A 23,238-nucleotide genomic window follows, 5' to 3' on the forward strand; every position below is an offset into this window, starting at 1 on the left:
CTCCGTGGGATGGAATCGGGGTGGATCAGGACACGCTCTGCGTCCAGTTCAGGGACTGAATGAAGATGCCCAGCGGGTTATCGAGCATGACTTGCGGCTTGTCGGCCAGCTTGGCGTCCACGCCGACGGTGATCTGCGCTTTCCAGTGCGTCGTCGTGCTGTTCTGGCCAGGGATGGCTTTGACTTCGGTCCAGTTCACCTGGTAGGTGTTGGCGCCCGTCGGCAACACGCTGTTGACCTGCGGGTTGACGGTGTAGGCCGCACCGAACGGGCTGTTGGCCTTGAACCAGTCGCTGACCGTGCTGGCGGCATTGCTGGACAGCATGGCGTAGCTGCGGTTGAGCAGCGTTTGCTGCGCGGTCTGGTCGGGCAACACCATGCGGGTGTTGACGATCCAGTTGGCAAGCTGGGCTTCGATGATGCGCTGGGTCACGCCCGAGCCGTTGCTGGGTTGCGCCACGGCAATCGGGCTGCCCATCTTGTCGATGGCAACGACGAAGGGCTTGATCTTGCTCTGCGCGCCGATGTAGGCCACGCCCGCCACAGCGACTGTCGCGACGGCAAGTGCGGCAATGGCGGCAATGCGCCAGGACTTCGCACGGGCGATCTGGTCGCCGTAGCGCTCATCCCACTCGCGGCGGGCGTTCAGGTAAGGGTTGGCTTGAGCCATGTTGCGTTCTCCGGTTCAGGAATGAGGACTGTTCGTAGGGATATACGCAGGGGCGGCACGGCGTGAGCACGCTGGGCGAATGCCCCAGGCGCGCTGCAATTCCAGGCCGACAGTCCAGCCGAGTTCTGAGGGTTGGCGAAGACTGCGCGCAAAGTGATGCACGGCCTTGTTTTGTGGCGACGGCACTTTCGTGCGTGCGGCGATGGGCGGGCGACTGCTGAACATTTCGGCATCTCCGAATGTGCGGTTGCGCTGCCAGCGAAATCACGTCGCCACGCGAGACGTTGATCTCCCGGTCCAGGGTCAGGGTCACCGCGCGGCCGACCGGTGCCACGCTGAGCAGGCCGTCCATGGTGACGATGCCGCTCACGCCGGCCGTCTGCCCCGAGGCGGTGACGCGGATCTCGTCGCCCGGGCGCACACTGCCGTCGGCCACCGTCCCGCAAAACCCCCGGAACTCGGCATTCGGCCGGTTGACCCACTGCACCGGGAACACCAGGCGCTCGATCGCCCGCGGCACCACCTCGACCGCTTCCAACCACCCCATCAACGTTGGCTCGGTGTACCAAGGGGTCGAGGTCGAGCGCGAGGTCACGTTGTCACCGTGCAGGGCGCTGAGGGGGACCGCCGTCACCGAGGCAAACCCAAGCGGGGCCGCGAAGTCCGCGAAGGCCAGGCAGATCGCCTCGAACGCCTCGTACCGGAAGTCCAGCAGGTCCATCTTGTTGACCGCCAGGGCCATATGGCAGACCGCCGCAGCGCCTGGCGGGATAACGTGTTCGTCGAGCGGATCTGGCGCTCGGTCAAATACGAGCGGGTGTACCTATGGGCCTACGCCAGTGTGTGCGAAGCGCGGGCCGACATCGGCCAGTACATTGACTGGTACAACCGCGATCGGCCGCATTCCAGCCAGGACGGCAACACGCCCGAACAAGCGTATCTGGCTGGCCTGCCTATCCTGCCGGAGGCTGCCTAAAATGATTCCCAGGTGCGCCCCGAGTTGCCCACCGCGTCGGCCGTTCGTCGCAAGGTGAAGTCATCCAGTGAATGACTTCACACCCGCCGCCGTGGACAACTCTGCACCGTCCCAACCTGCCAGGCGTCCACTTATCTCTCGGGGAAATCTGTTCAGATCAACCGAGATGCCACTTCTTCCCTATCACGGCTCAAATTAGCTTTCCATGCCCGCAGCTCCAACCTTACCCAGTCAGCGCCTGATCCGATTCATCGCGGAAAAAAATCTTCCTGCTTTTGGTTTGACCTTGCAAGAAGTATTGACGGCAGCAGACAGCGATGTCTTGTCAGGCCACCAGATGGCCGAGGTGATTCTGCGTGATCCAGCATTGACCTCGCGGGTGCTGCGCGCCGCCAACGCAGCGCACCTTGGCCATAGCGGCCATGCCAAGGTCGTCACGGTCAGCCGGGCGGTCGTCATTCTGGGGGTCAATGCGATTCGCTCACTCTGCATTTCTGCATTGACGGTTGAAACACTCTCCGCTGCAACGCAGTACGGACACCGGGTTCAAGAGGCGCTGGGCCGATCACTGCATGCCGCGGTGCAGGCACGCGACCTGGGCAGACGCCAGCAGATGAACAAGGACGCCGTCGAGCGTTTGTTCGTCGAAGCCTTGCTGAGCGGCATTGGTGAAATGGCGTTCTGGTGTTTCGGAAACGAGATGGCCGATCAGCTCGAGCGTGAACTGCAATCAGGCACAGCACCGGCCAAAGCCGAATCGAAGGTTTTGGGGATCACCCTGACGCAATTGGGGCGCGAGCTTTTGCAAAACTGGAGCCTGGCATCGGTGCTTCAGGATTCCCCCGAAGTCGCTTTGGCACGCCAACTCAGCCTGGTTTCTCCTCAGGGCTGGTTGATCTCAGCGACGCGGCAAACAACGCGCGACATCGCTGTGCTGCTCAAAACCCCGGACGCCGAAATGCTGGAATTCCTGCAAGCCAATGCGACGGAAGCCGCCGCGTTGGCGACCGCACTCGGAGCTCGCCAAGCGGCTCAAGTGATTCCTGCAGAGCTACAGCACAGCGAGGAGATTCTGGACACACTCGCCCCAGATGAGAAAGGCTATTTCCACATGCCCGTCATCCACCAACAGTTGCGGGTACTCACCGAAATGGGCCATGTCGCCACGTCGCGAAAGGACCTTCCCATATTGCTGGAAACCTGTCTGGAAGGGTTGTACCGGGCGGTCGGTCTCGATCGCTGCGTGTTTTGCCTCTTGTCTCCAGATCGGACCCGACTTCAAGCCAGGATGGCCACTGGACCCGCAACAGACAGCCTGCGGCAGCGCTTCCAATGGGAATGGGGGGCTGAGATGGAATCCTGGCTGAAACCCCAGATGGTTATCTGGCATGACGTCAACACGCCAAGTCCGGATTTTTTGACCCGTGCCAGTGAAACCCTGGACTGTTTCACAGGGACGTTCTCCATTGACCAGAAAGCGGTTGGCTTTTTTTATGCCGACCGAAAACCTTCTGGCCGTCCCCTGACTCCCGAGGGTTTTGAGGGCTTTAGCAGCCTGGTTGCTCAGGCCGAATTGGTCATGCGGGCGCTTCCAAGATGAAATGACGGTGGTTGCCGGGTCAAGGAGCATCGCCCCAAAGACGGCGCCACCGCAAATTCATCACAAGAGTGACATCTTCAAGATCACGGCCTGTGTAGGATTGTGTGATCGACTTTACAAACTTCGGCGTACCTCCCGTCAAGACAACTCGGTAGCCCCTGCAGGGCATTCCTTCATTTCATCCATGCAGCGCATTCTCATTTCCGGCCGACGAACTGGCCTGCATTCATTCAGCGCGGGGATCACGTGCAGCAACCCCCGATGAACGCTTCCCTGCGCAAAACCGCGGTTCGCGTGCTGCTCTGGCTGCCCGTCGTATTCACGGTGATCTGGTTTATCAACCAGGAGCGGCTGGATTTCGAGGAAGCGCGTGAGGTGGTGAGCGAGCAAGCCCGGCATGCCGCTTTGGCCGAGGGACAGGTGATCCAACTGCGGCTGATGCAGCAATTTCAACAATTGGCCTTTGTCGCCAAGGCCATTGTGGGCGAACAAGCGCCCGAAGCGCTGGACTCCCGGGCGCAGGCTCTGCTTCGACGCTATGTTGCAAATCACCCTGAGATCCTCGCGATCAATGTTCTGACACCCGATGGCGAACGTATCGCCTGGTCGAGTTACACGCAATCCACTAAGCCGATCTTTCGCCCGGAGGATTTCACGGCATTGCCTGGTCGGCCCGATGAGTTTCTGGGACAAGACCATTATGCCAAGCGCTTTCATGCCGACGTGGTGTCGATGCGCTATCGCATGCGAGATGCGCACGGCCAGACCTTGTATTTCATTGGCACGCCCTATCGCATGGATGCCCTGCTCGCTGAGTTATCCCCCCAGGGCTGGACGATGAGCGTGCTGGATCAGCGCGATGGTCGTCTGATGAAAAGTCCGACGGCAGGGCCTGTACCGCAGTCAGCCTACTCGAGCGATCACAGCGTCGTGGAGCCCATCAACGGGTTGCCCCTTTCAGTGAGGGTGGCATGGCCCAGAGCAAAGGTCTGGCAACTCTATCGCCAAGGGCTGGCGTTGCGTTTGTTAGGGCGCTTCATTGTTCTCGGCCTTTTCGTTCTTGCGGCGCTTAGCATCAGTCGCCTGTTGCGCAGCAGAGAGCGTCTTTTGGAGAAGAACGCTCGCTTCGCGAGGTTCAACGCCCTATTGGCGCATGTCAATCAAGCAATCGCACAGGCCAGTGATGTGCCCGATCTGCTGGAAAGAGCCTGTCGTCTCGCGGTACGCGATGCTGGCATTGCACTGGCCTGGATTGGTCGTCCCGATTCACAGGGCCACTTCGTTTTTTTGGCCAAGGCCGGTGCGGCAGTTGATTACGTTAACGATCTCATTCTCAGCTCCGATGCCTCGGTGCCGGAGGGGCAGGGGAGTGCGGGTGTGGCCTGGCGCGAAGATCGGGCGATCTTCACGAGTGATGCACAGCACGCGGCTTCTCTGAGCCCTTGGCGGGAACGTCTGCAACGCTTCGGCCTGAATGCCGGAGCCAAGCTGCCCTTGCGCCGCAGCAAAACCGTATGGGCGGTGTTGCACCTTTACTTCGTGGATTCCGCGGCAGTCACTCCCGATCTGCAGCGGATCTTGCTGGATTTGGCCGACGATCTGTCTAACGGTCTCGATCGACTTGATCTGCGCGATAGCCAGATCAGGCTGCAGCGGCAACACGCCTGTCTGCTGGGCAATACGGTCGCGGGTGTGGTGATGGTCCGTTATCCGGGGGCCATCATTGCCGAGGCGAACGAGGCCGTCGCCCGCATTTTCGGCGCCCCCAGTGTTCGAGAGCTATTGGGGCGCAAAGTGGGGGATGTCGTCCCCTCTTTGCTGGACGACCGCATGGTTCAGGCGACAAGGGTGGCACTCAAGGAGGGGCAAGTCACCCTGGATGCGCTCGATATTTTGCGGCTCGATGGTCAGCAGGCTTGCATTGCAATCTCCGGTCGGCGACTTGAATCGGACCCTGGGGGCTCAACCCTGGTGGTTTGGACGGTGGTTGATGTCACAGAACGCCAGCACCTGGTGCGGCAACTGGAACAACTCAGTCGCGCAGATCCGCTAACCGGCTTGCCCAACCGGCGAGCGCTGGAACAACATCTGGATCGCGCGATCGACCGCGCGTCGCGATTGGGCTGTGCCGTTGCGGTCGGCCTGATCGATTTGGATGACTTCAAGGCCGTCAACGACCGCTATGGTCATGAGACGGGGGATGTTCTGCTCAAACAACTCGGCGAGCGCCTTCTGGCGTGCACGCGGGGTTCGGACTTGATTGCCCGGCTGGGCGGCGACGAGTTTGTGCTCGTGATCGAAGATATCGATCCTGAAGACGCCATGATGCAGTTGAGCGTCATTTTTGGGCGACTCCATCAAACCGTCGAGACGCCATTCGACCTTGGGGAGGAACGCTCTGCCAGTGTCGGTATGAGTATGGGGGTGGCCCTGGCGCCAAAAGACAGTGGCAACGCCGACTCGCTCCTGCGCCTGGCGGACGCTGCGATGTATCGCATCAAAGCCCGCAAATCCTCGCGCACCCAGTGGTGGGGACTTGTGAGTCTGGAGCATTTGGATGAAGCGCCGGAGCCGCCATTTGACCCCTTTGGCTCCGACGCGCAGATGCTGCTTGACCCGATCCACGATCTGCTGGAGTTGGTCGAGCGAGAGTTTGTGGAGACTTTCTATGTCGAACTCGCGCAACGCGCCGAGACGGCGGCCATTTTTTCCGCGCTGAACGACCAAGAGTTGGCGCGGCTGAAGTCCCGGCAGGCGGCACACTTGCGTTTCCTGCTGGACTCAGCGACGACGGCTGCGCAGATTCAGGAGCGCGGAAGGCATCTCGGCACTGTCCATGCGTTGGTTGGCGTTGCATCGTCTTGGTTGAGTGTTTCGATGCAGCTCTATCGCGACCTGCTGCATTGGCACTTGGACGCCAGCGACAGAGGTGCGCGGGAGCGCGGCCGATTGCAGCGGATCTTTGATGCCCGCATCCAAATCGACCTGCAGAGCCAGCTCGATGCCATGCTGGTCGTACAGAACGCCTACAACGCTTATCTGGCCCGCCCGTTGATTTCCATGCAAACCTGACCCACTATTTCCATCTCGATCTGACCCACCCTTGTTTGTGAACTTGAAGCTCACGTTGTGGATAAGTTCTTGGGTATCTTCTCCTTCTTGGTCGTCTGTGGGGGTTGCTGTGCAGAGCTGTTTTTGAACCGGAAGCTGTCGTTACCGGTTTCCAGAATATGGCAGTGATGCGTTAGCCGGTCTAGCAGTGCCGTGGTCATTTTGGCATCCCCGAACACGCCGGCCCATTCGCTGAAGCTCAGGTTGGTGGTGATCACGACACTGGTGCGCTCGTACAGCTTGGACAGCAGGTGAAACAGCAAGGCACCGCCTGAAGCGCTGAACGGCAGGTAACCCAGCTCATCGAGAATCACCAGATCGGCATAGGCCAGCCGGTGGGCCAACTGTCCGGACTTGCCGTTGGCCTTCTCCTGCTCCAATGCATTGACCAGCTCCACCGTGGACAAGAACCGAACCCTGCGGTGATGGTGCTCAATGGCCTGCACACCGAGGGCTGTGGCAATGTGGGTCTTGCCAGTGCCGGGCCCGCCCACGAGGACCACGTTGTTGGCATCCTCCAGGAACGCGCACCGATGCAACTGGCGCACCAGGGCTTCGTTCACTTCGCTGTGCGAGAAGTCAAAGCCTGCCAGGTCCCGATACGCCGGGAATCTTGCCCCCTTCAACTGGTAGGCCACCGAGCGCACTTCTCGCTCGGCGGTCTCCGCTTTGAGTAACTGCGACAGGATCGGCTGGGCTGCCTCGAAAGCGGGAGCACCTTGCTCGGCCAGTTCAGTGACCGCCTGGGCCATGCCGTGCATCTTGAGCTCGCGCAGCATGATCACGATGGAAGCGATGGCAGGGTCATGACGCATAGCGGACCTCCCTCAGTTGGTCATAGCGAAGCACGTTGGCCTGGGGTTCCACAGACAGCTTGAGTGCCTGGGGAGAGGTGACAGGCGCCGGGGCCGGCTTGCCATCGAGCAAGCGGTGCAAGACATTCAGGATGTGGGTCTTGCTGGCGGCTCCGGCCTCCAAGGCCAGTTCCACCGCCGCCAGCACAGCCTGCTCGTCGTGGTGCAGCACCAGCGCCATAACCTCCACCATCTCCCTATCTCCACCCGGCTGTTTCACGAGTGCAGCCTGCAGTCGCTTGAAGGCTCCAGGCAGCTCCAGGAACGGAGCACCGTTGCGCAGGGCCCCGGGCTTGCGCTGCAGCACCGCCAGGTAGTGGCGCCAGTCGTAGACGGTCTGGCCAGCGCCATGGTGGTTGCGCTCGATCAGGCGCTGATGCTCACAGACGATCTGGCCCTCGGCCGCGACAACCAGGCGATCCGCGTAGACCCGCAGGCTCACAGGCCGATTGGCATACGGCGCTGGCACGCTGTAGCGGTTGCGCTCGAAGTGGATCAGGCAGGTGGGCGAGACCCGCTTGGTGTGTTCCACAAAGCCATCGAAGGGCCGTGGCACCGGCATCAAGGCGGCCCGCTCCTGGGCCCAGACGTGAGCTACGGTACCCGGCAGCTTGCCATGCGCAATCTCGCGCCATAGCGCCTGGCAGCGTTGTTCCAGCCAGACGTTGAGCTCGTCGAGGGCCGGGAAGGCCGGCACGACTTGCCACAGCCGGTGGCGCGCATCACGCACATTCTTCTCCACCTGGCCCTTCTCCCAGCCGGAGGCGGGGTTGCAGAACTCGGCCTCGAACAAGAAGTGGCTGGCCATGGCCGCAAAGCGTGCGTTGACATCCCGTTCCTTACCCCTGCGAACCCGATCCACAGCGGTGCGCATGTTGTCATAGATACCCCGGCGCGGCACGCCACCGAACACCGCAAAGGCGTGGTTGTGCGCGTCAAACAGCATCTCGTGGGTCTGCAGCAGATAGGCGCGCAGGTAGAACGCCCGGCTGTGGCTGAGCTTGAAGTGCGCCACCTGCAGCTTGGTGCGCACTCCGGCAATAACCGCCCAGTCCTCACTCCAGTCAAACTGAAAGGCCTCACCTGGGCCGAAGGTCAGGGGCACGAAGGTGCCACGGCCCGTAGTCTGCTGGGCCACCAGGCGCTCCTCGTGCCAAAGCCGGACGAAGGCCGCGACGCGGTTGTAGGAGCCCGGGTAGCCCAGGGTCTGTAGATCCGCGTGCATCTGCTTGACGGTGCGCCGCTGCTTGCGTGATCGGCCAGCCTCGGCCTTGAGCCAGCCAGCGAGTTTGCCAGCGAAAGGATCGAGCTTGCTGGGGCTGACCCGCTTGGCGTAGTGCGGTTCGGACTCGCCTGCGCGCAGGTACTTGCGGATGGTGTTGCGAGAAAGACCGGTGCGGCGGGAGATCTCGCGGATGGACATCTGCTCGCGCAGGGCCCAGCGTCTGATAACACTCAGTGTTGCCACGTCTATCACTCCTGGTCTCCTGCTGCTTAACAAAGCAGCAGGTTAGGGTTAGTACGTGGGTCAGATTTAGATGGAAATCCTGGGGGTTACTGGGTCAGTTCTGGATGGAAATCAACAGTCATCATGGCCTCGAAGCGTTGCACCAGCACCTGCATCAGCGCGGCGGCCTGTTCGGCATCCAGGCGCTGGCGGTCGGCGTCGCTGACCAGTTGGCGCATCAGAGCGGTCTGCTCGGTCGTGACGGTGCGTACCTTGCCGAGCATGCTCTTGACCTCAACCAGCGTTTCGCCGGTATTGGTGACCAGAGCGCCGACACGCTGCACCCGTTGCACCGAGCGGGCCATATCAGTGCCGACGTCGGACGACTGGTCGCGCAGACTGTGGGTGAGGTCTTCGATCTCGTGGGTGATGCGCGCGGTCTTGCGCGCCAGATTGCGCACCTCGTCGGCGACCACGGCAAAGCCGCGCCCGTGTTCGCCAGCGCGAGCGGCCTCGATGGCGGCGTTGAGCGCCAGCAGATTGGTCTGCGAGGCGATTTCGCTGATGCCCGCAGTCAATGCTTCCACTGAGCGAACGGCATCGACAAAGCCGGTGAGCTTGGTTTCGGTGTTGGAAATGAAACGCGACACATCGGCCACTTCTTCAAGCGTGGTGGTGATGGCCTTTTCGCTGTGCTCGACTGAGGTATGGGTGGCTTCCACGCCGCTCTGCAGATCGTCGAGCTGGGTTTGCGCGGTGTGGGTTTGCAGTGCGGCGCTTTGCAGCCGTGCCGCCATATCGCCCACCCGCTGCGACAGGCCGTGGATGTCGTGATCGAAGCCGGCGGTGCGGCTTTCGGCGAACGCGAGCGACTGCGTGGTGGTGCGCAGCGCGTCCACGCCGTGCAGCAACATCTGCCGCACGCCGCCGAGCTTCTGCGCCCAATCGTCGGCGTCGATCAGGTCGATATCGCGCAGCGCGGCTTCGCCCTTGCCGCTGATCAAGTCGAGCACAGCTTGTAACACGCGCTCGCGGTCTTCGCGCACGCGTTCAAGCAGGCCGGCCTGAGGGGAAGTCTGCTGTGCACTTACAGTCAAAGCGTTTTGTATATCGCCCTGCAGAATCGGTGCAGTCGTTTCAACTTCGGGACGGATGGATTCCACTTGTTGTCTCCACACTATGCGCGGGGCGATGCGACATGCTCAACGTGCCCTGCCGTTCTCGATTGCAGTTGCCTTGCTTCGAGCCCATCAACTGGCTGCCGCCGAGGCATCACTTCGCCTCAGTCCTGAACGGCTTGCGCCAAGGATTGCAATTGCCGAAGAATCTGAGCTTCCTGTTCGACGAGTTCAGCCCCTAAACGCGTGGCGTCATCCCCACGCCCAGCATGTGTTGCTTCGAGAAGCTGCCTCGCGACGGCATGAACCTTGGCATGCACAGGCTCCAGTTCCCGAAACGCAGCAAGCCCTCCATAGGCCTGTTTTCCCGTCGTGTCGTACCACTTTCCCAAGCGACATTGATGGTGATCCGGCGCATCGCCTGCTGCCATACAGCGTTCGCCCTTGCCTGATTCGTCGAGGATTTTGGCAACGAAGATGCGGTGGTCGTCCTGGACGCCATGAAACAGAATACTCAGCGCCAATTGTTTCTGGCGATGAACTTGAGATTGCAGGTTCTGGGTCACTTCTTCGACCGAGTGAACTTCCTTGGCAGCGCTTTCACTCGTTTGGGCGATCGTCTGAGCCTGAAGGCTGATCGTCTGTGTGCTGGATTCCACCTCGATGGTGGCCGATTGCACGCGTTTTGCCAGATTGCGAACTTCGTCTGCCACGACAGCGAATCCGCGCCCTGCCTCACCGGCGCGTGCTGCTTCAATCGCGGCATTGAGGGCCAAGAGATTGGTTTGATAGGAAATCTCGCGGATGGTGGCCACAATGCGGTTGATCGACTTGACCTGCATTTGCAGGTCAGAGATAGCCTTTCCATTCCCATCAACGGCCGTTCCGACGTGGTGAACAGCGCGCTTGGCACGATCCATTGATGTTTCGATGGCGGTACTGGATTCCTCTAGTTCAGAGATCACTGTACGGGTGCGTACGGACATTTCTTCGGCTGTTTTATTCAATGTAACGTCCCGCCACGAGGCATGAAAGGCAACAACTTTTCCATCTTCATCGTGGATGGGCATGAAACGCAAGGAAAACGTCACCGTGCCGACGGTCATCACCGTGGCATGCAATTTGGTCTTACCGGCCAGCATCTCCCGAAAGATGTTTTTAATACGTTCAGGATCCTTGTGATACTGGTGGATGGATTTGTTGAATGCATTGCGCACATCCGCACCACGCAGCGCGGAATTCAGCCCGTGATGAAACCGCGCCATGGTGTCAAGAGCGGTGCGATTCATGTAGAAAATTTTGTTCTCAAAGGCGTCATCGGCGCTGGCCAGCATTTCCAGGGTGTCAAACTGTCCCAGAAACGCATCCGCCCAAAAAGTGAGTTGTTCGGTGTTCATCGTTGTGTCCTCGATTCAAGTGGGAGTTGTGTCGCGCAATCGGACTGTGGGATCAAAGGGTGCATCTGGGGGTCATGCAATGGCATTCCCCACATCGAGCGCGTCAAACCAATCGATGAAACGTTTGACGTTGTCGCCGGTATAAATCGCCCCGTGCTGCGGGCACAGGAATTCAATGTCGAGCTTGCTCACGCGTTCGCACCAGTGGCGCTTGGCCGCGTTGCTTGGCATCCAGCGTTTGTGGAAATACTCCGCGTGTTTGATGTGTGCATCGAATGCCGCGGCAGAATCGACCTCCCGCCGTTCAACAAACGCTGAATGTCCATGTGGCAGCAAAGCCGCGCCAACATCCCCGGAGAAAAACACCTTCGCCTTGGGGTCGTAAAGATGAAAATTCGCCGAGGCATGCAGATAGTGCGCGGGGATGATCTGCAGACGGGCCGAGCCCACGGCCAGCTCGCCTCCCCCGTCTGGGATGCCCTGAAGATCAGCGTCCAGTGCACCGTAGTGCCGGATGAAACCCACCCAAAGTTCCGAGACATGCCATTTGATGGTGGATTCGCAGGCGTTCCACAGGGGCAGGCTTGATGCAATGTCAGGATCCTGGTGGCTGATGAAGGCTTGTTTGATCGACGAAGGCGGGAGCACACTGACCAGCGCCGAAAAGACCTGTGGAAAAATCTCGAATCCTCCGGGATCGCACAGCAGCGTCTGGCCATCAACTTGCAGCGCATAGACATTGGAGTCAATCACGCGCTGCTCGTCCTGGTCGTAAATCGTGAACCACTGATGGGAACCTTCGGAGTAGACTTTTTCGGCTTTCATGGGAGATCCTGGGGAGGAAGTTGGTGGTCTTGCAGTGCGAGCTCGCGTTCAAAGAAGACCGTCGACACACTCGCGATAGGTGCGAAGGATCTTGCGGACTTGGGCAACGGCTTTGTCCATCTCGGAAGAAACCTGGGCGAGCGTGGCTTGGGCACTGCCCTTCAGGGCAGCCTCGATCCGTCCGTTGATCACCACGTATTCGATCTCAGCGACGATCGACTCGAAACGCCCAAGTGCTTGATTCAAACGCTGCGCAGAATGCTGAGTTTGTGTCGCTCCCCGCTCAAGTGCGCGTTGATAATCTGTAATAGTGCTATCTATCTGCGGCGCTTGTTTCCGGATGTCTTCGGGGAGCCCTACAAGTTTGTCGATTTGCTGGGTGTCACGCAGTGTTTGCATGAAACCGAGCATCAGCGGCTGAATCGTTTGCTGCACCGTGGCACTGGCGTTTTGTAATTGCTGCGCCCCTTCGCGGAACGACTGTGCCACCACGCCATAACCGATCAGTTCCTTGCCGTGACGCTTGACAAGGACTTGGGCGTTCAGGGCCTTGCGATCGATTTCTCTCAATCGGCGGCGCAGATCAATTTCGAAGGCGAAGGTCGCATCGGCCACGCCGATGAATCGTGTGCGCAAAATATCGAGCGTGTTGGAGGTCATGGACAGTTCCTAGAAGATCAGGGGTAAGCCAGCGCTTCGGTCGCACTCATCCTGGCTCCGTCTTGTTGAGTCCGAATGGCACGCGTAAGCGCTTGGGGGTCCACAATGAGGACGACAGCACCGTCACCCGAGATCGTGGCCCCCTGATACCAGGAGGCCTGGGCCGAGATATCCAGCGGCTTGACCACTGAATCTTCGGTGCCGATAGCCTCTGAAACGATGAGCAGACCCTGCTCGGTGAGAATGCCTTCCACGTCATCCTTGCCAAGTTGAAGGGTGCGGCCTTGGAGATGCAGACCCAGGTCGAGATAAGGCACGATGCGATCTTTGCCAACGTGCGCCATCAGGCGCCCTGAGATGCTGTGGATTTGGGCGGGATCGACCTCCATCAGGCTATCCACCACAGCCACCGGAAGTGCATAGGTCTCGCGCCGCAACCGAAAATACAGCACGGGCAGCACCGCCAGGGTCAGCGGGAGCTCCAATGTCAACGTCGTCCCTTGGTTGGGTTGGGTGTCAATGTCCACCCGTCCTCGCAGCGCCTGTACCGCAGAGCGCACCACATCCATGCCCACACCGCGGCCAGAGAGTTCACTGACCTGTTCCTTGGTGGAAAAGCCCGGCAAGAAAATCAGATCGAGCATTTCGCGCTCGGAGAGGTGCGCGGCATCGGCCGCGCTGATCACGCCTTTTGCAAGCGCCGATTGCAGGATTTTTTGGGGGTTCATCCCCCGGCCGTCGTCGTGAATGCGAATCTGTACTTTGTCGCCGAGATGGATGGCGGCGACCTCCAGCACGCCCTCTTCGGACTTGCCGCTGTCCATGCGCTCGGCTGGGGGCTCCAGTCCGTGATCCAGCGCGTTGCGCACCAAGTGGATCAACGGGCCTGAAAGCGCGTCAATCACGGTCTTGTCGATTTCCACGTCTTCGCCGCGCAGATCCAACCGCACCTTCTTGCCAAGGGCACGACTGGCATCTCGCACCACACGGGGCAGACTCTGAAACAAGCGCTTGCAGGGCTGCATGCGCAAACGCATCACGGTGTTCTGCAGATCGTTGACCGCCAAGTCGGTTTCGCGCGCCATCCGGACGAGTGACTCATCTTCAGTATCCATCCGGGCAACGGCCGCGGACAGCCGGTTACGCAGCAACACCAGTTCGCCGACCTGGTTCATCGCCTGGTCGAGCCGGGTGGAATCCACCCGCATGGTGGTGTCTGCCGTTGCCTCATGGCCTCCAGAAGCGGAGGACACAGCGCTCGCCTGCGCAGCGGGGGCCGTGACCGGGCTTGGAGGATGGCTCGCTGACGGCGCCATCGCTGCAGACAAGCTGGCACCGGGGGCATTATCTTTGCCGTATAGGCGGTCAAGCGTCTGGTTAAACAGCGCCTCGAGATCGTCTTCACCAGAACCCACCTGCTTCAATGAGGGTACGTCCAGGCGACTGCCCTCGGATGCTCTGCGGTTTTCGACATGAAGAACGGTCTGCCCGCTCTCGCTAAAGCGAGCCTCGATCCAAGTCTTGTCGGTCTGTTGCGCGGTAAGCGGGTCTCGCTGTGGCTTTGAACCTGCCGCTGGCTCCGGATGCGAGGACGACACCTGGCCTTTGACAGGCGCGTCGCCTCGCGCATACGCCTGCACCAGAGCGCCGAGTTCAGCAGGCCCAGGGGTGGGGTTCTCGCCTGAAGCCATTTCATCAAGCATGCGCCCAACGACATCACTTGCGCGAAGGATGGCGTCGATCATGCTGCTATCAGCCGTGAGTTTTTGGGCGCGCAGCTTATCCAGCAGGTCTTCGAGATGGTGGCACCAGTCCACCATGTTCTGGGCTTCGAGAAAGCCTGCTCCTCCTTTGAGGGTGTGGAAGGCGCGGAAGATGGCGCTAAGCGCGGCAGCGTCGGTGGGCGTAGCTTCCAAGCGCAACAATTGGCTCTGTGCGTCGGTCAGCAACTCGCGCGATTCGGCGATGAATTCCTGTAGGAGGTCGTTGTCCATGGCGAAGGGTTGAACGGTTCAAATGCCGAGTTGAGCGAGCAAATCATCGACGTTGGCCTGATCCAGGCGCTGGCCGGTGAAAGTGTCTTCCGCCCTTGCAGATTGATCCCGCAGGCAGCCGAGTTGCTCAAGCGCTTCCTGGATGCGGGTTTCGACGGCCTGCAGCAAGGTGATGGTTTTTTTCAGGCGCTGCCCAGCGAGATCCTGGCCTTGCTGGCTGGTGAGAATGGTCTGGAGGTTGTTCTTGATCGCATCCAGTTGCCCATCGATAAAGCCCCCTGCGATGGCTGTCTCTTCGATGGCCTGGATTTGCCGTTGTGCCGATTCAGCGGCATCCATGGTGACCATGGCTTGTTCTTCGCTCAGCCGCAATGCTTCTTGCAGCGGCTGGCTGGTGCCGGGGAGGTCAGTGGCCACGCCCATGATGCGCTGGACACCTTCGGCGAGAAGGGCATCGGCTTCGCGAAGTTTGCGCAAGGCGTCAGGGGTTTCAAGGAGATCTGTCATGATGCGGATGGCTGGTCAGGTTGACGGGTGGCTCAAACGGGCAAGAATGCTGTCCAATTTGGTCTTAAGCGTGTCGGCCGTGAATGGCTTGACGATGTAGCCGTTCACGCCAGCCTGCGCCGCTTCGATGATGTTTTCTTTTTTGGCTTCGGCTGTGACCATGAGCACAGGGAGGGCGCGAATGGCGGGGTTATCTGAAGCGCGAATGTGTCGGAGCAGATCGATTCCCTGCATGTTGGGCATGTTCCAGTCAGTGACGACAAACTCGATGCCTCCAGCCTCTAGCCGTTTCAACGCATGCACTCCGTCTTCCGCCTCATCAATCGCACCGGTGACATGGCCGGTCTGCATCAAAAGGCCTTTGACAATGCGACGCATCGTGGGGAAGTCGTCGACGACGAGAAACTTCAACTCAATCTCCTTCTGTACGTTTCCAACTGCTTAGATAGAGTCGTCACGAGTTGTGGCATGATGGCGCTGTTCATACCAACCGCGCTATTGAGATGCCCGAGACGCTTCATCGACACGATCTATCAGATCGGCACTGGGAATTGCTCGAACCCCACTTGCCTGGACGAGCGGGAGTTTGGGGCGGGGTTGCGCGGGACAACCGCCAATTCATCAACGCCGTGTTCTGGATTCTTCGCACCGGTGCGCCGTGGCGAGACCTGCCCGCCTCATATGGCGGCTGGAAAAACACCCATCGGCGTTTTTGCCGCTGGCGCGACAAGGGCATTTGGGAGTCGCTCCTGGAGCAGTGCATTGATGAGCCCGATTTCGAGTGGATCATGATCGATGCCAGTCACTGCAAGGTTCATCCGCACGCAGCGGGTGCGCGGGGTGGCAATCAGGCGATGAGCCGCACAAAAGGGGGCTCAACACCAAGATACATCTGGCCGTGGATGCGCATGGTCTGCCGCTCCGAGCGGTTATTACAGAAGGTACCCGAGCGGATTGTGCAGAGGCTGAGCGGTTGATGGACGGGTTCAAGATGGACTACCTGCTTGCCGACAAAGGCTACGACAGTGACGCCATCGTGGCGCATGCCCAAGCGCAAGGCGCGCAAGCCGTGATTCCGCCACGCAAGAACCGCAAGCAACCCCGCACGTATGACAAAGCACTCTACAAACTACGTCACCTGGTCGAGAACGCCTTCCTGCATCTCAAGCGGTGGCGGGGCATCGCCACGCGCTACGCGAAAAACGTCGCCTCATTCGTTGCCGCCGTGCAAATTCGCTGCCTTGCCCTCTGGCTGCAAATCTTGTGACGACACTATCTAGAACTTGCATGCCCTTTATATCGGCACAGATTAAAAATGCTTTATAAAAATATTGCTTCAACTTGTAATTTGAATTTATATATATACATATATATATTTATATAAATAAATGACGCATCACAAACAACTCCGAACCGCATCTCACAGGACGGTCTGATGCATGCCTGGAAAACGAGCGTGTTCGAAGCCGTGTTCAGCTTTGTGTGATGCCGATGCCGATTTGAGTCATCCGCCGGGTTTGCTGCGGGCCGGTTGGAACGCGCCAAAATTCAAGCCTGGCGATGTGCGCAGTTCGTTTGCCATGGCTCGGCCATCGGTCGGCATCGGCACCAATAAGCGCTGTTCCAAATGCTGCATCTCATGCGCAATGAGCCGGTCATGCCTGATCGAGATGGGAGCGCCTAAAGGAGGAGAGCTAGGGCGAGGTGCGCATTTTTTGCTGGCGCTTCCTCCAGAAATTCGATCTAAAGCAAACACCGGCGCTGCCTGTCTCGTAAAAATGTAGCTACAGGATCGGATGTCATGGTCCGCACAAGATGAACGCTGACAGCCCACACTTGATTCGACTGCCGCAAGCAGGCCAGGACATCTTCCGGCCCCGTTTACGACGTGTCGCCGCTCACCTGCTACAAGGATTTCGACGCGCGCAGCAAACTCGCGCGTGGTTGCAGCCGCCGCGACCACACGAACCCACTGATGCCCATGGGATTTGCTCAATTCCCTGCGCCATGCAATCGGCCGTGCTGGATTTGCAGACCGTGATAGCAGATCACCAGCAATGGACCGCCCGTCTACGCCGGTACGGTATGGGTGAGCTGGGCGAGCGACTAGACGCAGAAGCCGCTTGTCATCCCAACCACTGTGCGTTAGGCCATTGGCTGCTCTGCCAGCGCCCGATGGCGATCGCTCATATGGCGCATGTGCAGGATCTGGATCACCTCCTGCAAGAGCACGCTGATTTCCACGCCAAGGCCGCTGTCGTGGTTGCATTGATTCAGGCCGGCGCAGCAGAAAGCGCCCTGCAATCAGTTCGGTATGGCGACTTTGCGCAGGTCTCCCAGCGCCTCTTACACCATGTCACCGCTCTGCGCGATGCCCTGACTGCGGCAAACTCTGCGAACTGAATAAGGGTCCGCCAGCACATGCGTCCCGCCCTGCCTGAGTGGCCAGTGTTTCGTCGAACGCCCCGCTGGATAGTCTGGGCCGCGTTCGTCGCGGTCGTGGGCGAACTAACGGTGGCCGTCGAATGGCAGCACGTCTCCATCCTGGAGAGCTTGAGCGCGCTGCTGTCCATCCTCTGGGTGGTGGCCATGAAGCAGGCTTTTGCGAGCTTGCCGCGCGTCCAAGTCGGATTGGCGCTGTGTATCCTCGTGGGAATCATGTTCCTGATTCACTGGGTGTCCGCACATGATCCGCAAGAGCTGTTCCTCTTCGATTTCGTCCTGCCGTTGGGCGTGACGGCTATGTTCTGCTTCATTTGGACGCGCAAGCGGTATATCGTGCCACCGTGTGCGCAGAGCTTGCATGCGCGGCGCCCCTGAGAGGCGGCAGGTCCGGCGATGCCTCCCTATCTTGACGACTCCGCGCTGATCTCACTTCTCGAAGCAGCACAGCGCGTGATCGCGATGGCGCGCCTGGGGCGCAAGCCGTCCCGAGATGCCGCAGGGCAAACGCTCGATACGATCGAGCAGGCGGAGAATCAACTCAAAAGATACAGTGGATCGGGCGTGTTTGATCTGTCCACCGCGCGCTGCGGCAGCGGTTCTCGCACTGGATCATCTCCCCAGTGAAGCGGCCTACTTCCGCTACGCTCGCTCGGGAGCCTATGTTTTGGCGTTCAAGGCGCAGCCGAGAACGCTGCCTTTCGGGTCTCGGGCGAAGCCTGAGCAGGTGGGGACGGGACACAAACGCAGGAAACCAAGCGCGCCAGCGCGCAGGTTTTCGAGGCTTGTGACCACGGCCCCCTACCCTGTACTTGTTTATTGACGGTTGGCTTGAATTGTTACGCCTGTCAGATCGTTTTTGAATCCTGTCAGTACGCCTGTCGATGCGCCTGTCAGATCACTTTTGAAACCTGTCAAATCGTTTCTGAAACCTGTCAGTGTGCTTTTGAATTCCTGTCGGAACGATCTGCGCGGCTGTCAGATGGAATTGTTGCGCCTGTCAGATCGTTTTTGAATCCTGTCAGGGTGATTTTTAATTCCTGTCGCTCGCATTTCGATTCCTGTCACGCCGCCTGTCGAATCGAGTCTGCCGCCTGTCGCTATATCCGCGCATCAACCCACAGGGGCTGCGGAGCGTGATATGGATACAGCGAACACGGAAAATTTCATTGAAGACCCTGCCGAGCGCATCCGCCAGCGCGCGGACGCTACATTGACGCGGCGACTGCAAGACCCGCAACGCCTGTCGCCGGGCTCGCTCGTGCGTGTCCTTTTCCCCGTCATCGAGAAGCATCTAGCGGCTGGACTGACGCTGGAAGACATCGCTGCAGCCTTGCGGGATGATGGTTTCGCCATCAAAAGGACCCATCTGGTTCGGCATCTGGGCATCATTCGCGCTGAAAATGGGCTGCCGCCGCTGCAACGAGGCGTGAAAGCCGCGCTCCAACCCCAAGGGGCAAAGAAAAATGCCGACGGCCCGCACCCCGAAGTGCAGCCTGCCGCGCCCGCGCCCGCCCTGGCTCAGCCACAGACCCGGCCCACCCCGCCCGCGTCACCCCGGCCCGCCATGCCCGCCGCCCCGTCCTCGCCCGCCCCGTTCCCGGAAATCCCGCGCGGTGAGTTGACCCACACAGAGCGCTCTGAGCTTGCCAAGAAGTGGTTAGCCTCGCAGTTTGGTGACCGGCATCCGACACAGGTCAAGCCCGATGAGCTGACACCCGCCGCGCAAGAATGGCTGGAAAAGCTGTGGGACAGGCCCGCGCCGGTCAACCCGAAGACCGGCCAGCCGTATGCGTTCAAGCGGTTCACCCCGGATGGGCGGCTCACCTACGACGAACCGTGGTGGCCACCGGAAGCGGTTTCGATGGAAAACAGCAAAAGCGGGTATCACCCGGTACACGACGCGGCCACGCGGGAGACCCTCAAGAGGTATGGGCTGCGCCTCATTGCCACCAGTGAGCGGCTAATGGAGATCAGGGACAAAAACGGCAGATATTGCGTCGGCGGGTTCGGGCAAGATGACGCGGCTTGCCTGATCAGGTCGGTGCGCGAGGTGGCACAGGGGATCGAGGAAAGACGAAAGAACGGCATCCACTACTAATTTGCAGGCGAAAGGTTGCCCCTGCTTTTTGTTTTTTGGGTTCAGGAGACTGGTACCGTCTATAGCTATAGATAGTCTTATAGCTATAGACGGTACCAGTTCCATCAAGCCGTCGATTTTTGGGGTGTCGATGGTTCCACTTTGGAGTTCGGCGCGGTCGTGAGGTGGTGCGCTACGTCCATTCTGGACACGGTAGGAATCCCGGCCCGAGGGCCGAGGGCCGGGGGATGTCATTTGCCGCCCCCGCCTATATCCAGTTGTGTCCCTACCAACTGGAGATCGTGATGATCAAAACCTATTTCGTGGACGGCGACAAGGGCGGCGTCGGCAAGAGCTGCACCGCGCGCGCCCTCGCCGACATGCTGATGCAGTCCGCACGTTTCAAATTGCCGCGCCCGGTCAAGCGCCTGTTTGTCGTTGACGCGGATGCGTCGAATCAGGATGTGTGCGGCGATGGCGGGTTCATCCCGGAGCGCGTCGGTGATTGCGATGTTTCCATTCTGATGCGCGGCATCGAAACGCCCGAGCAGTGGGTGTCCGTCGGGAATGAAGTCTTCGACCTGATTCAGGACTGGCCGGAAGACGAGGACAGCCGCATTGTGTTTTCTCTGCCTGCTGGCGCGGGGCTCGCGATTGCGTCGGCAGGTGAAGTCACTGAGGTCATGAAGGCGCTGAACGCCGTGCATGTCTGGGTGATCGGAACCGATTATGAATCGGTGCGGCAGTTGCAGGATCGTTTCAACCAGTTCCCCAAGTTCTACGAACGCGGGTTCGTCGTCCTCAACATGCGTCACGGCACTCGCGACAAGTTTGCGCACTGGGACAAGAGTGGGACGCGCACGCAGGCCCTTGCGAGTGGCTGGCAGGAAATTGAACTGCCAGTGCTCACGCCATTCGTCGCGGCAGAGTTGTCGCGCACGCCGCTTCATCACGCCGAGATCAACAAGGCGGTCAACGGCGGCAAGCGTCTCGGCCTGGGTTCCCTGATCGCGGTCAAGACTTTCCGCGGGATCGCCGGTCAGCGATTAGCCGAGATGGAGCGGGAAACCGTCAGCGAGGAAAGCCTGGATGATGGAGCCATGGATGATGAAGTCCCTTCGTCCGGCAGCTTTACCGTCCGCCCCGATACGGCAGACATTTAAGGAGCGCGCCCATGAGCATTTATTCCGATTTGATCGAACGCTTCGCGCCGGACGGGTTGTCTTCACAGCAGCAAGCCGAAATCGACTCTATCCGTCTGGCGACCCAGTTCGACGACAACGATAGCCAGTGGGGCGTGATCCTGCCGATGTATTTCCTGTCCAACCGTCGCGAGCAGGCGCGCGTTGATCAGGAAGCCCTGCTAAGGGCCGTCCAGAACATCACCACGGGCGGCATTGACGCGGAAAAGCTGGGCAAGCTCATTGGCCCGCATATCGACGCCAGCGAAATCAACGTCCCTGTGCCGGAGATCAACGCAGCCAAGATCGCTCAGGCGATCGCCAAAGCAACCCTGCCTGCTTTCGAGGCCGCCCTGGCGGACCGGGTGGTCAAGATGGATGCCAAGGAAGCCCACGAAGCGATCCGCGGCGCGGTCTCCGACACCTTGTTTTCGTGGCAGGTCGCCGCCGCGGTCGCTGCCGCGTTGTTGGTGGCGATTGCGGGGTATTGGTGGGGCGGCAAGCAAGTGGAATGGCGCGACCAGCCGGTGATGCAGCAGATGCAAAGCCAGATCCAGCAATTGCGGGCTGAGCAGGCCAGAGGCCGGCGCTGAGAATTTGCCGCCCCTTGCAATATCTCTATGCGGGGGCCTAGCTGGGTGTGGTGACCGCGAGGGTGTTGTTCACGCCCTGATAACCCCAGCAGGCGGCGCGGCGTCAGACCTCCGCCGTGAGCCGCCAGGATGCCGTGATCCCTTATTCAACCCATCGCCGTGGCCGCGCCCACGGCGATTTCGGGAAGCTGACATGACGCAACAAAAGATCAGACCAGACCAGATCGACGATGAGGCGCACTACGGCATCGTCAGGTGCTCGAACTCCTCGCCGCATGGTCATGCGGCAATGACGTCCCGATGAGCGACGAGGACGCTGACTGGCTTGATGAGCAGATTGAACTGGGAATGCTGAACCGTGAGGTTTTGCCGCCAGATGTTCACCAGCAGGTCATGCAAATTTACGAGTCCGTCGAACTGACGGAACAACTTATCAAGAAACTGTGATGGGCAAGAGCAATGAACGCAACCATGAACTGTATGACTGAAGCGCAATGGGGTAGGTTGTTCGTCGCGCTGGGGCAAGTGCCGGCGATCGACGTTGCGATGAACCTTGACCGCCGCGAAACGCGCGCGCTGCACGAGCTTGCCATGAAAGGGGCGGACGCCGCGCAGCGCCGGTTCCTGCACTACGGCGACGGCGACAAGCTCGATGCCCTTGACCTGGCGCAGAAGCTGGGCATCGACCCGCAAACCGCCGAGATCAAGCCCGCGCTGACCGATGAGGAACTGGCACGGGACGCGGCGCAAGACCGGTTCGATCGGTACCTTGACGATCTCGCCCACGCGGGCGAATGATGCTTTATTTGAGCGCCCGGCGCAGGTCGTTCCAGTCCGTGCGGATGCGCCAGATGCCTGCCTGAATCCTGCGGTTGGCCCTGAGCAACAAGTCGCCTGCGTGCGGGCTGGCCCATTGCCATGCAGCAGGAAAGAGAATGGCCCAGTACCGCCAGTACGAACGGAAGAACACCAGCACGGCCCCAGCGCCCAGGATGGCAAGCCAGAGTCCGCCAGCATCACCAAGACCCAGCGCCATGTGGAACACCCAGGCGGCCAACGCGAGGGGCCACAGCAGGAGAATCGCGCCCAAGGCGTTTCGGAAGTAAGACCAGTACAGCTTGATGGTTTGCCACATGATGGTTCTCCGGTTCAGCGATGCGATGTGGCGTCTGCCAGCACTTTCGCCACCCACTTGTTCATGCTCTGCCCCTCACGCGCTGCCGCTTTGGCTGCCGCCGCATGAATGCTGGGGTCGATCCGCAGCATCAATTTGCCGGACGCCGGTTTCTCCGCGGGCTGATTGAGCTTCGCGCAAGCGGCCATGTAGTCGTCGATCGCCTCGTGGAATGCCGCCTCGAACTCGGCCACGGACTCCCCGTGAAAAGCGATGATGTCGGCGATGTCCAGCACACGCCCGACCAGGATTTTGTCGTCCGGGTCATAGCTCATGCTGGCGGTGTAGCCTTTGTAGGTCATGACGTTGTTCATGGGGTCGCTCCAATCTTTTCCAGGTACTCCCGCACCAGTCTGACGCGGTATCTCAGTGCTTCTTTTTCGGGGTGGGGCCGGTGGAAGTAGGCGCGCAACCCGTCTTTCTCGAACGTCACGGATGATCCGCTTCCCTCGATGACGCGGCACCCTGTCGCCACAAGCAACGCTTCGATGCGCGCCCACTCCAGATTGCCGTTGACAGGGTTGGAGAAGATCGCCTCAAGCGTCTTTTTGTGCTTGCTGTTCATCTAACAATGATAGCAAATAAAGATTGCATGCACAAGTGAATTTG

General features: G+C 59.9%; 25 protein-coding genes and 2 pseudogenes. 12 read left to right on the forward strand and 15 right to left on the reverse strand.

All coding sequences use genetic code 11. The features are described 5' to 3' along the window. Positions 1-25 precede the first annotated feature (25 nt). On the reverse strand, positions 26-670 hold the full coding sequence (locus tag BIO17B3_RS03340) for a VirB8/TrbF family protein (RefSeq protein ID WP_156053021.1): 645 nt from the start codon (positions 668-670) through the stop codon (positions 26-28). Next, complete coding sequence (locus BIO17B3_RS03345; RefSeq protein WP_172979061.1) at positions 624-1,412, reverse strand: hypothetical protein; 789 nt, start codon at positions 1,410-1,412, stop codon at positions 624-626. Before BIO17B3_RS03345 ends, BIO17B3_RS03340 begins: the two co-directional genes overlap by 47 nt. Positions 1,413-1,418: 6 nt before the next feature. On the opposite strand from BIO17B3_RS03345, the pseudogene BIO17B3_RS03350 reads away from it, so the two are divergent. The 3 genes and pseudogenes from BIO17B3_RS03350 to BIO17B3_RS03360 form a co-directional block, all read left to right on the forward strand. Then, positions 1,419-1,646, forward strand: a pseudogene (locus tag BIO17B3_RS03350) (integrase core domain-containing protein); the annotation flags it as partial. A 205-nt stretch (positions 1,647-1,851) separates the two neighbouring features. Continuing rightward, on the forward strand, positions 1,852-3,246 hold the full coding sequence (locus tag BIO17B3_RS03355) for an HDOD domain-containing protein (RefSeq protein WP_156053023.1): 1,395 nt from the start codon (positions 1,852-1,854) through the stop codon (positions 3,244-3,246). Between the two features lie 261 nt (positions 3,247-3,507). Beyond that, positions 3,508-6,318, forward strand: coding sequence for a diguanylate cyclase domain-containing protein (locus BIO17B3_RS03360; protein ID WP_232054173.1), 2,811 nt, complete (start codon positions 3,508-3,510; stop codon positions 6,316-6,318). 50 nt (positions 6,319-6,368) lie between these two features. Here BIO17B3_RS03360 and istB read toward each other — a convergent pair whose 3' ends face one another. The 10 genes and pseudogenes from istB to BIO17B3_RS03405 form a co-directional block, all read right to left on the reverse strand. Beyond that, positions 6,369-7,172: an IS21-like element ISThsp10 family helper ATPase IstB gene (istB, locus tag BIO17B3_RS03365; RefSeq protein ID WP_013104582.1), complete on the reverse strand. Its 804-nt coding sequence runs from the start codon at positions 7,170-7,172 to the stop codon at positions 6,369-6,371. After that, complete coding sequence (gene istA / locus BIO17B3_RS03370) at positions 7,162-8,688, reverse strand: IS21-like element ISThsp10 family transposase (protein WP_156053024.1); 1,527 nt, start codon at positions 8,686-8,688, stop codon at positions 7,162-7,164. Before istA ends, istB begins: the two co-directional genes overlap by 11 nt. A gap of 77 nt (positions 8,689-8,765) precedes the next feature. Further along, positions 8,766-9,821 (reverse strand): methyl-accepting chemotaxis protein, encoded by a 1,056-nt coding sequence (locus tag BIO17B3_RS19165; RefSeq protein ID WP_304940339.1) that lies wholly within the window; start codon positions 9,819-9,821, stop codon positions 8,766-8,768. Positions 9,822-9,940: 119 nt separating this feature from the next. After that, a complete protein-coding gene (locus tag BIO17B3_RS19445) occupies positions 9,941-10,207 on the reverse strand; it encodes a CZB domain-containing protein (protein WP_232054352.1) in 267 nt (88 codons plus the stop codon). Between the two features lie 174 nt (positions 10,208-10,381). Next, a pseudogene (locus BIO17B3_RS19450) lies at positions 10,382-11,173 on the reverse strand (methyl-accepting chemotaxis protein); the annotation flags it as partial. 72 nt (positions 11,174-11,245) lie between these two features. Next, entirely contained in the window at positions 11,246-11,998 is a 753-nt protein-coding gene (locus tag BIO17B3_RS03385; RefSeq protein ID WP_156053026.1) for an MBL fold metallo-hydrolase, read from the reverse strand. A 48-nt stretch (positions 11,999-12,046) separates the two neighbouring features. Then, on the reverse strand, positions 12,047-12,658 hold the full coding sequence (locus tag BIO17B3_RS03390) for a chemotaxis protein (protein WP_156053027.1): 612 nt from the start codon (positions 12,656-12,658) through the stop codon (positions 12,047-12,049). A 17-nt stretch (positions 12,659-12,675) separates the two neighbouring features. Next, the gene (locus BIO17B3_RS03395; protein WP_156053028.1) at positions 12,676-14,652 is read right to left on the reverse strand and encodes a chemotaxis protein CheA; all 1,977 of its coding nucleotides are present in this window, start codon (positions 14,650-14,652) and stop codon (positions 12,676-12,678) included. Positions 14,653-14,670: 18 nt separating this feature from the next. Next, on the reverse strand, positions 14,671-15,159 hold the full coding sequence (locus tag BIO17B3_RS03400) for a chemotaxis protein CheZ (protein ID WP_156053029.1): 489 nt from the start codon (positions 15,157-15,159) through the stop codon (positions 14,671-14,673). Between the two features lie 15 nt (positions 15,160-15,174). Next, complete coding sequence (locus BIO17B3_RS03405) at positions 15,175-15,570, reverse strand: chemotaxis response regulator CheY (protein ID WP_156053030.1); 396 nt, start codon at positions 15,568-15,570, stop codon at positions 15,175-15,177. A 92-nt stretch (positions 15,571-15,662) separates the two neighbouring features. On the opposite strand from BIO17B3_RS03405, the gene BIO17B3_RS03410 reads away from it, so the two are divergent. From BIO17B3_RS03410 to BIO17B3_RS03450, 9 genes are all read left to right on the forward strand, one after another. Continuing rightward, positions 15,663-16,426, forward strand: a protein-coding gene (locus BIO17B3_RS03410) for an IS5 family transposase (protein ID WP_156052812.1) whose coding sequence is annotated in 2 segments (ribosomal slippage) — positions 15,663-16,035 and positions 16,035-16,426 — 765 coding nt in all. Because the reading frame shifts where the segments join, the coding sequence is not laid out codon by codon here. A gap of 740 nt (positions 16,427-17,166) precedes the next feature. Further along, positions 17,167-17,562 carry a hypothetical protein gene (locus tag BIO17B3_RS03415; protein ID WP_156053031.1) on the forward strand — a complete coding sequence of 132 codons (396 nt, stop codon included), beginning with the start codon at positions 17,167-17,169 and terminating at the stop codon, positions 17,560-17,562. A gap of 18 nt (positions 17,563-17,580) precedes the next feature. After that, a complete protein-coding gene (locus BIO17B3_RS03420) occupies positions 17,581-17,979 on the forward strand; it encodes a hypothetical protein (protein WP_156055385.1) in 399 nt (132 codons plus the stop codon). Positions 17,980-17,997: 18 nt separating this feature from the next. Then, positions 17,998-18,228 (forward strand): hypothetical protein, encoded by a 231-nt coding sequence (locus BIO17B3_RS03425; RefSeq protein ID WP_156053033.1) that lies wholly within the window; start codon positions 17,998-18,000, stop codon positions 18,226-18,228. 514 nt (positions 18,229-18,742) lie between these two features. Then, a complete protein-coding gene (locus BIO17B3_RS03430) occupies positions 18,743-19,702 on the forward strand; it encodes a hypothetical protein (RefSeq protein WP_156053034.1) in 960 nt (319 codons plus the stop codon). A 284-nt stretch (positions 19,703-19,986) separates the two neighbouring features. After that, positions 19,987-20,844, forward strand: a complete 858-nt coding sequence (locus BIO17B3_RS03435; protein WP_156053035.1) for a hypothetical protein — start codon at positions 19,987-19,989, stop codon at positions 20,842-20,844. Positions 20,845-20,855: 11 nt separating this feature from the next. Next, positions 20,856-21,455 carry a hypothetical protein gene (locus BIO17B3_RS03440; protein WP_156053036.1) on the forward strand — a complete coding sequence of 200 codons (600 nt, stop codon included), beginning with the start codon at positions 20,856-20,858 and terminating at the stop codon, positions 21,453-21,455. 255 nt (positions 21,456-21,710) lie between these two features. Beyond that, positions 21,711-21,902 carry a hypothetical protein gene (locus BIO17B3_RS03445; protein WP_156053037.1) on the forward strand — a complete coding sequence of 64 codons (192 nt, stop codon included), beginning with the start codon at positions 21,711-21,713 and terminating at the stop codon, positions 21,900-21,902. Between the two features lie 33 nt (positions 21,903-21,935). Then, a complete protein-coding gene (locus BIO17B3_RS03450) occupies positions 21,936-22,253 on the forward strand; it encodes a hypothetical protein (RefSeq protein WP_156053038.1) in 318 nt (105 codons plus the stop codon). Positions 22,254-22,257: 4 nt separating this feature from the next. Here BIO17B3_RS03450 and BIO17B3_RS03455 read toward each other — a convergent pair whose 3' ends face one another. The 3 genes from BIO17B3_RS03455 to BIO17B3_RS03465 are packed head-to-tail and all read right to left on the reverse strand — an operon-like array spanning position 22,258 to position 23,194. Beyond that, entirely contained in the window at positions 22,258-22,590 is a 333-nt protein-coding gene (locus tag BIO17B3_RS03455) for a hypothetical protein (protein WP_156053039.1), read from the reverse strand. Between the two features lie 14 nt (positions 22,591-22,604). Then, positions 22,605-22,943, reverse strand: coding sequence for a type II toxin-antitoxin system HicB family antitoxin (locus BIO17B3_RS03460; protein ID WP_156053040.1), 339 nt, complete (start codon positions 22,941-22,943; stop codon positions 22,605-22,607). Continuing rightward, a complete protein-coding gene (locus tag BIO17B3_RS03465; RefSeq protein WP_156053041.1) occupies positions 22,940-23,194 on the reverse strand; it encodes a type II toxin-antitoxin system HicA family toxin in 255 nt (84 codons plus the stop codon). Before BIO17B3_RS03465 ends, BIO17B3_RS03460 begins: the two co-directional genes overlap by 4 nt. Positions 23,195-23,238: the final 44 nt, after the last annotated feature.

The organism is Thiomonas sp. OC7 (assembly GCF_900634595.1).
Classification (GTDB): Bacteria; Pseudomonadota; Gammaproteobacteria; order Burkholderiales; family Burkholderiaceae_C; genus Thiomonas; species Thiomonas arsenitoxydans.

What these genes read in the sequence shown, in the direction of transcription:
- BIO17B3_RS03340 (WP_156053021.1), bottom strand. Translation starts at nt 670, where the DNA reads ATGGCTCAAGCCAACCCTTACCTGAACGCCCGCCGCGAGTGGGATGAG.
- BIO17B3_RS03345 (WP_172979061.1), bottom strand. Translation starts at nt 1,412, where the DNA reads ATGGCCCTGGCGGTCAACAAGATGGACCTGCTGGACTTCCGGTACGAG.
- BIO17B3_RS03355 (WP_156053023.1), top strand. Translation starts at nt 1,852, where the DNA reads ATGCCCGCAGCTCCAACCTTACCCAGTCAGCGCCTGATCCGATTCATC.
- BIO17B3_RS03360 (WP_232054173.1), top strand. Translation starts at nt 3,508, where the DNA reads ATGAACGCTTCCCTGCGCAAAACCGCGGTTCGCGTGCTGCTCTGGCTG.
- istB (WP_013104582.1), bottom strand. Translation starts at nt 7,172, where the DNA reads ATGCGTCATGACCCTGCCATCGCTTCCATCGTGATCATGCTGCGCGAG.
- BIO17B3_RS19445 (WP_232054352.1), bottom strand. Translation starts at nt 10,207, where the DNA reads ATGGCAGCAGGCGATGCGCCGGATCACCATCAATGTCGCTTGGGAAAG.
- BIO17B3_RS03385 (WP_156053026.1), bottom strand. Translation starts at nt 11,998, where the DNA reads ATGAAAGCCGAAAAAGTCTACTCCGAAGGTTCCCATCAGTGGTTCACG.
- BIO17B3_RS03390 (WP_156053027.1), bottom strand. Translation starts at nt 12,658, where the DNA reads ATGACCTCCAACACGCTCGATATTTTGCGCACACGATTCATCGGCGTG.
- BIO17B3_RS03395 (WP_156053028.1), bottom strand. Translation starts at nt 14,652, where the DNA reads ATGGACAACGACCTCCTACAGGAATTCATCGCCGAATCGCGCGAGTTG.
- BIO17B3_RS03400 (WP_156053029.1), bottom strand. Translation starts at nt 15,159, where the DNA reads ATGACAGATCTCCTTGAAACCCCTGACGCCTTGCGCAAACTTCGCGAA.
- BIO17B3_RS03415 (WP_156053031.1), top strand. Translation starts at nt 17,167, where the DNA reads ATGCAATCGGCCGTGCTGGATTTGCAGACCGTGATAGCAGATCACCAG.
- BIO17B3_RS03420 (WP_156055385.1), top strand. Translation starts at nt 17,581, where the DNA reads ATGCGTCCCGCCCTGCCTGAGTGGCCAGTGTTTCGTCGAACGCCCCGC.
- BIO17B3_RS03425 (WP_156053033.1), top strand. Translation starts at nt 17,998, where the DNA reads ATGCCTCCCTATCTTGACGACTCCGCGCTGATCTCACTTCTCGAAGCA.
- BIO17B3_RS03430 (WP_156053034.1), top strand. Translation starts at nt 18,743, where the DNA reads ATGGATACAGCGAACACGGAAAATTTCATTGAAGACCCTGCCGAGCGC.
- BIO17B3_RS03435 (WP_156053035.1), top strand. Translation starts at nt 19,987, where the DNA reads ATGATCAAAACCTATTTCGTGGACGGCGACAAGGGCGGCGTCGGCAAG.
- BIO17B3_RS03440 (WP_156053036.1), top strand. Translation starts at nt 20,856, where the DNA reads ATGAGCATTTATTCCGATTTGATCGAACGCTTCGCGCCGGACGGGTTG.
- BIO17B3_RS03450 (WP_156053038.1), top strand. Translation starts at nt 21,936, where the DNA reads ATGACTGAAGCGCAATGGGGTAGGTTGTTCGTCGCGCTGGGGCAAGTG.
- BIO17B3_RS03455 (WP_156053039.1), bottom strand. Translation starts at nt 22,590, where the DNA reads ATGTGGCAAACCATCAAGCTGTACTGGTCTTACTTCCGAAACGCCTTG.
- BIO17B3_RS03460 (WP_156053040.1), bottom strand. Translation starts at nt 22,943, where the DNA reads ATGAACAACGTCATGACCTACAAAGGCTACACCGCCAGCATGAGCTAT.
- BIO17B3_RS03465 (WP_156053041.1), bottom strand. Translation starts at nt 23,194, where the DNA reads ATGAACAGCAAGCACAAAAAGACGCTTGAGGCGATCTTCTCCAACCCT.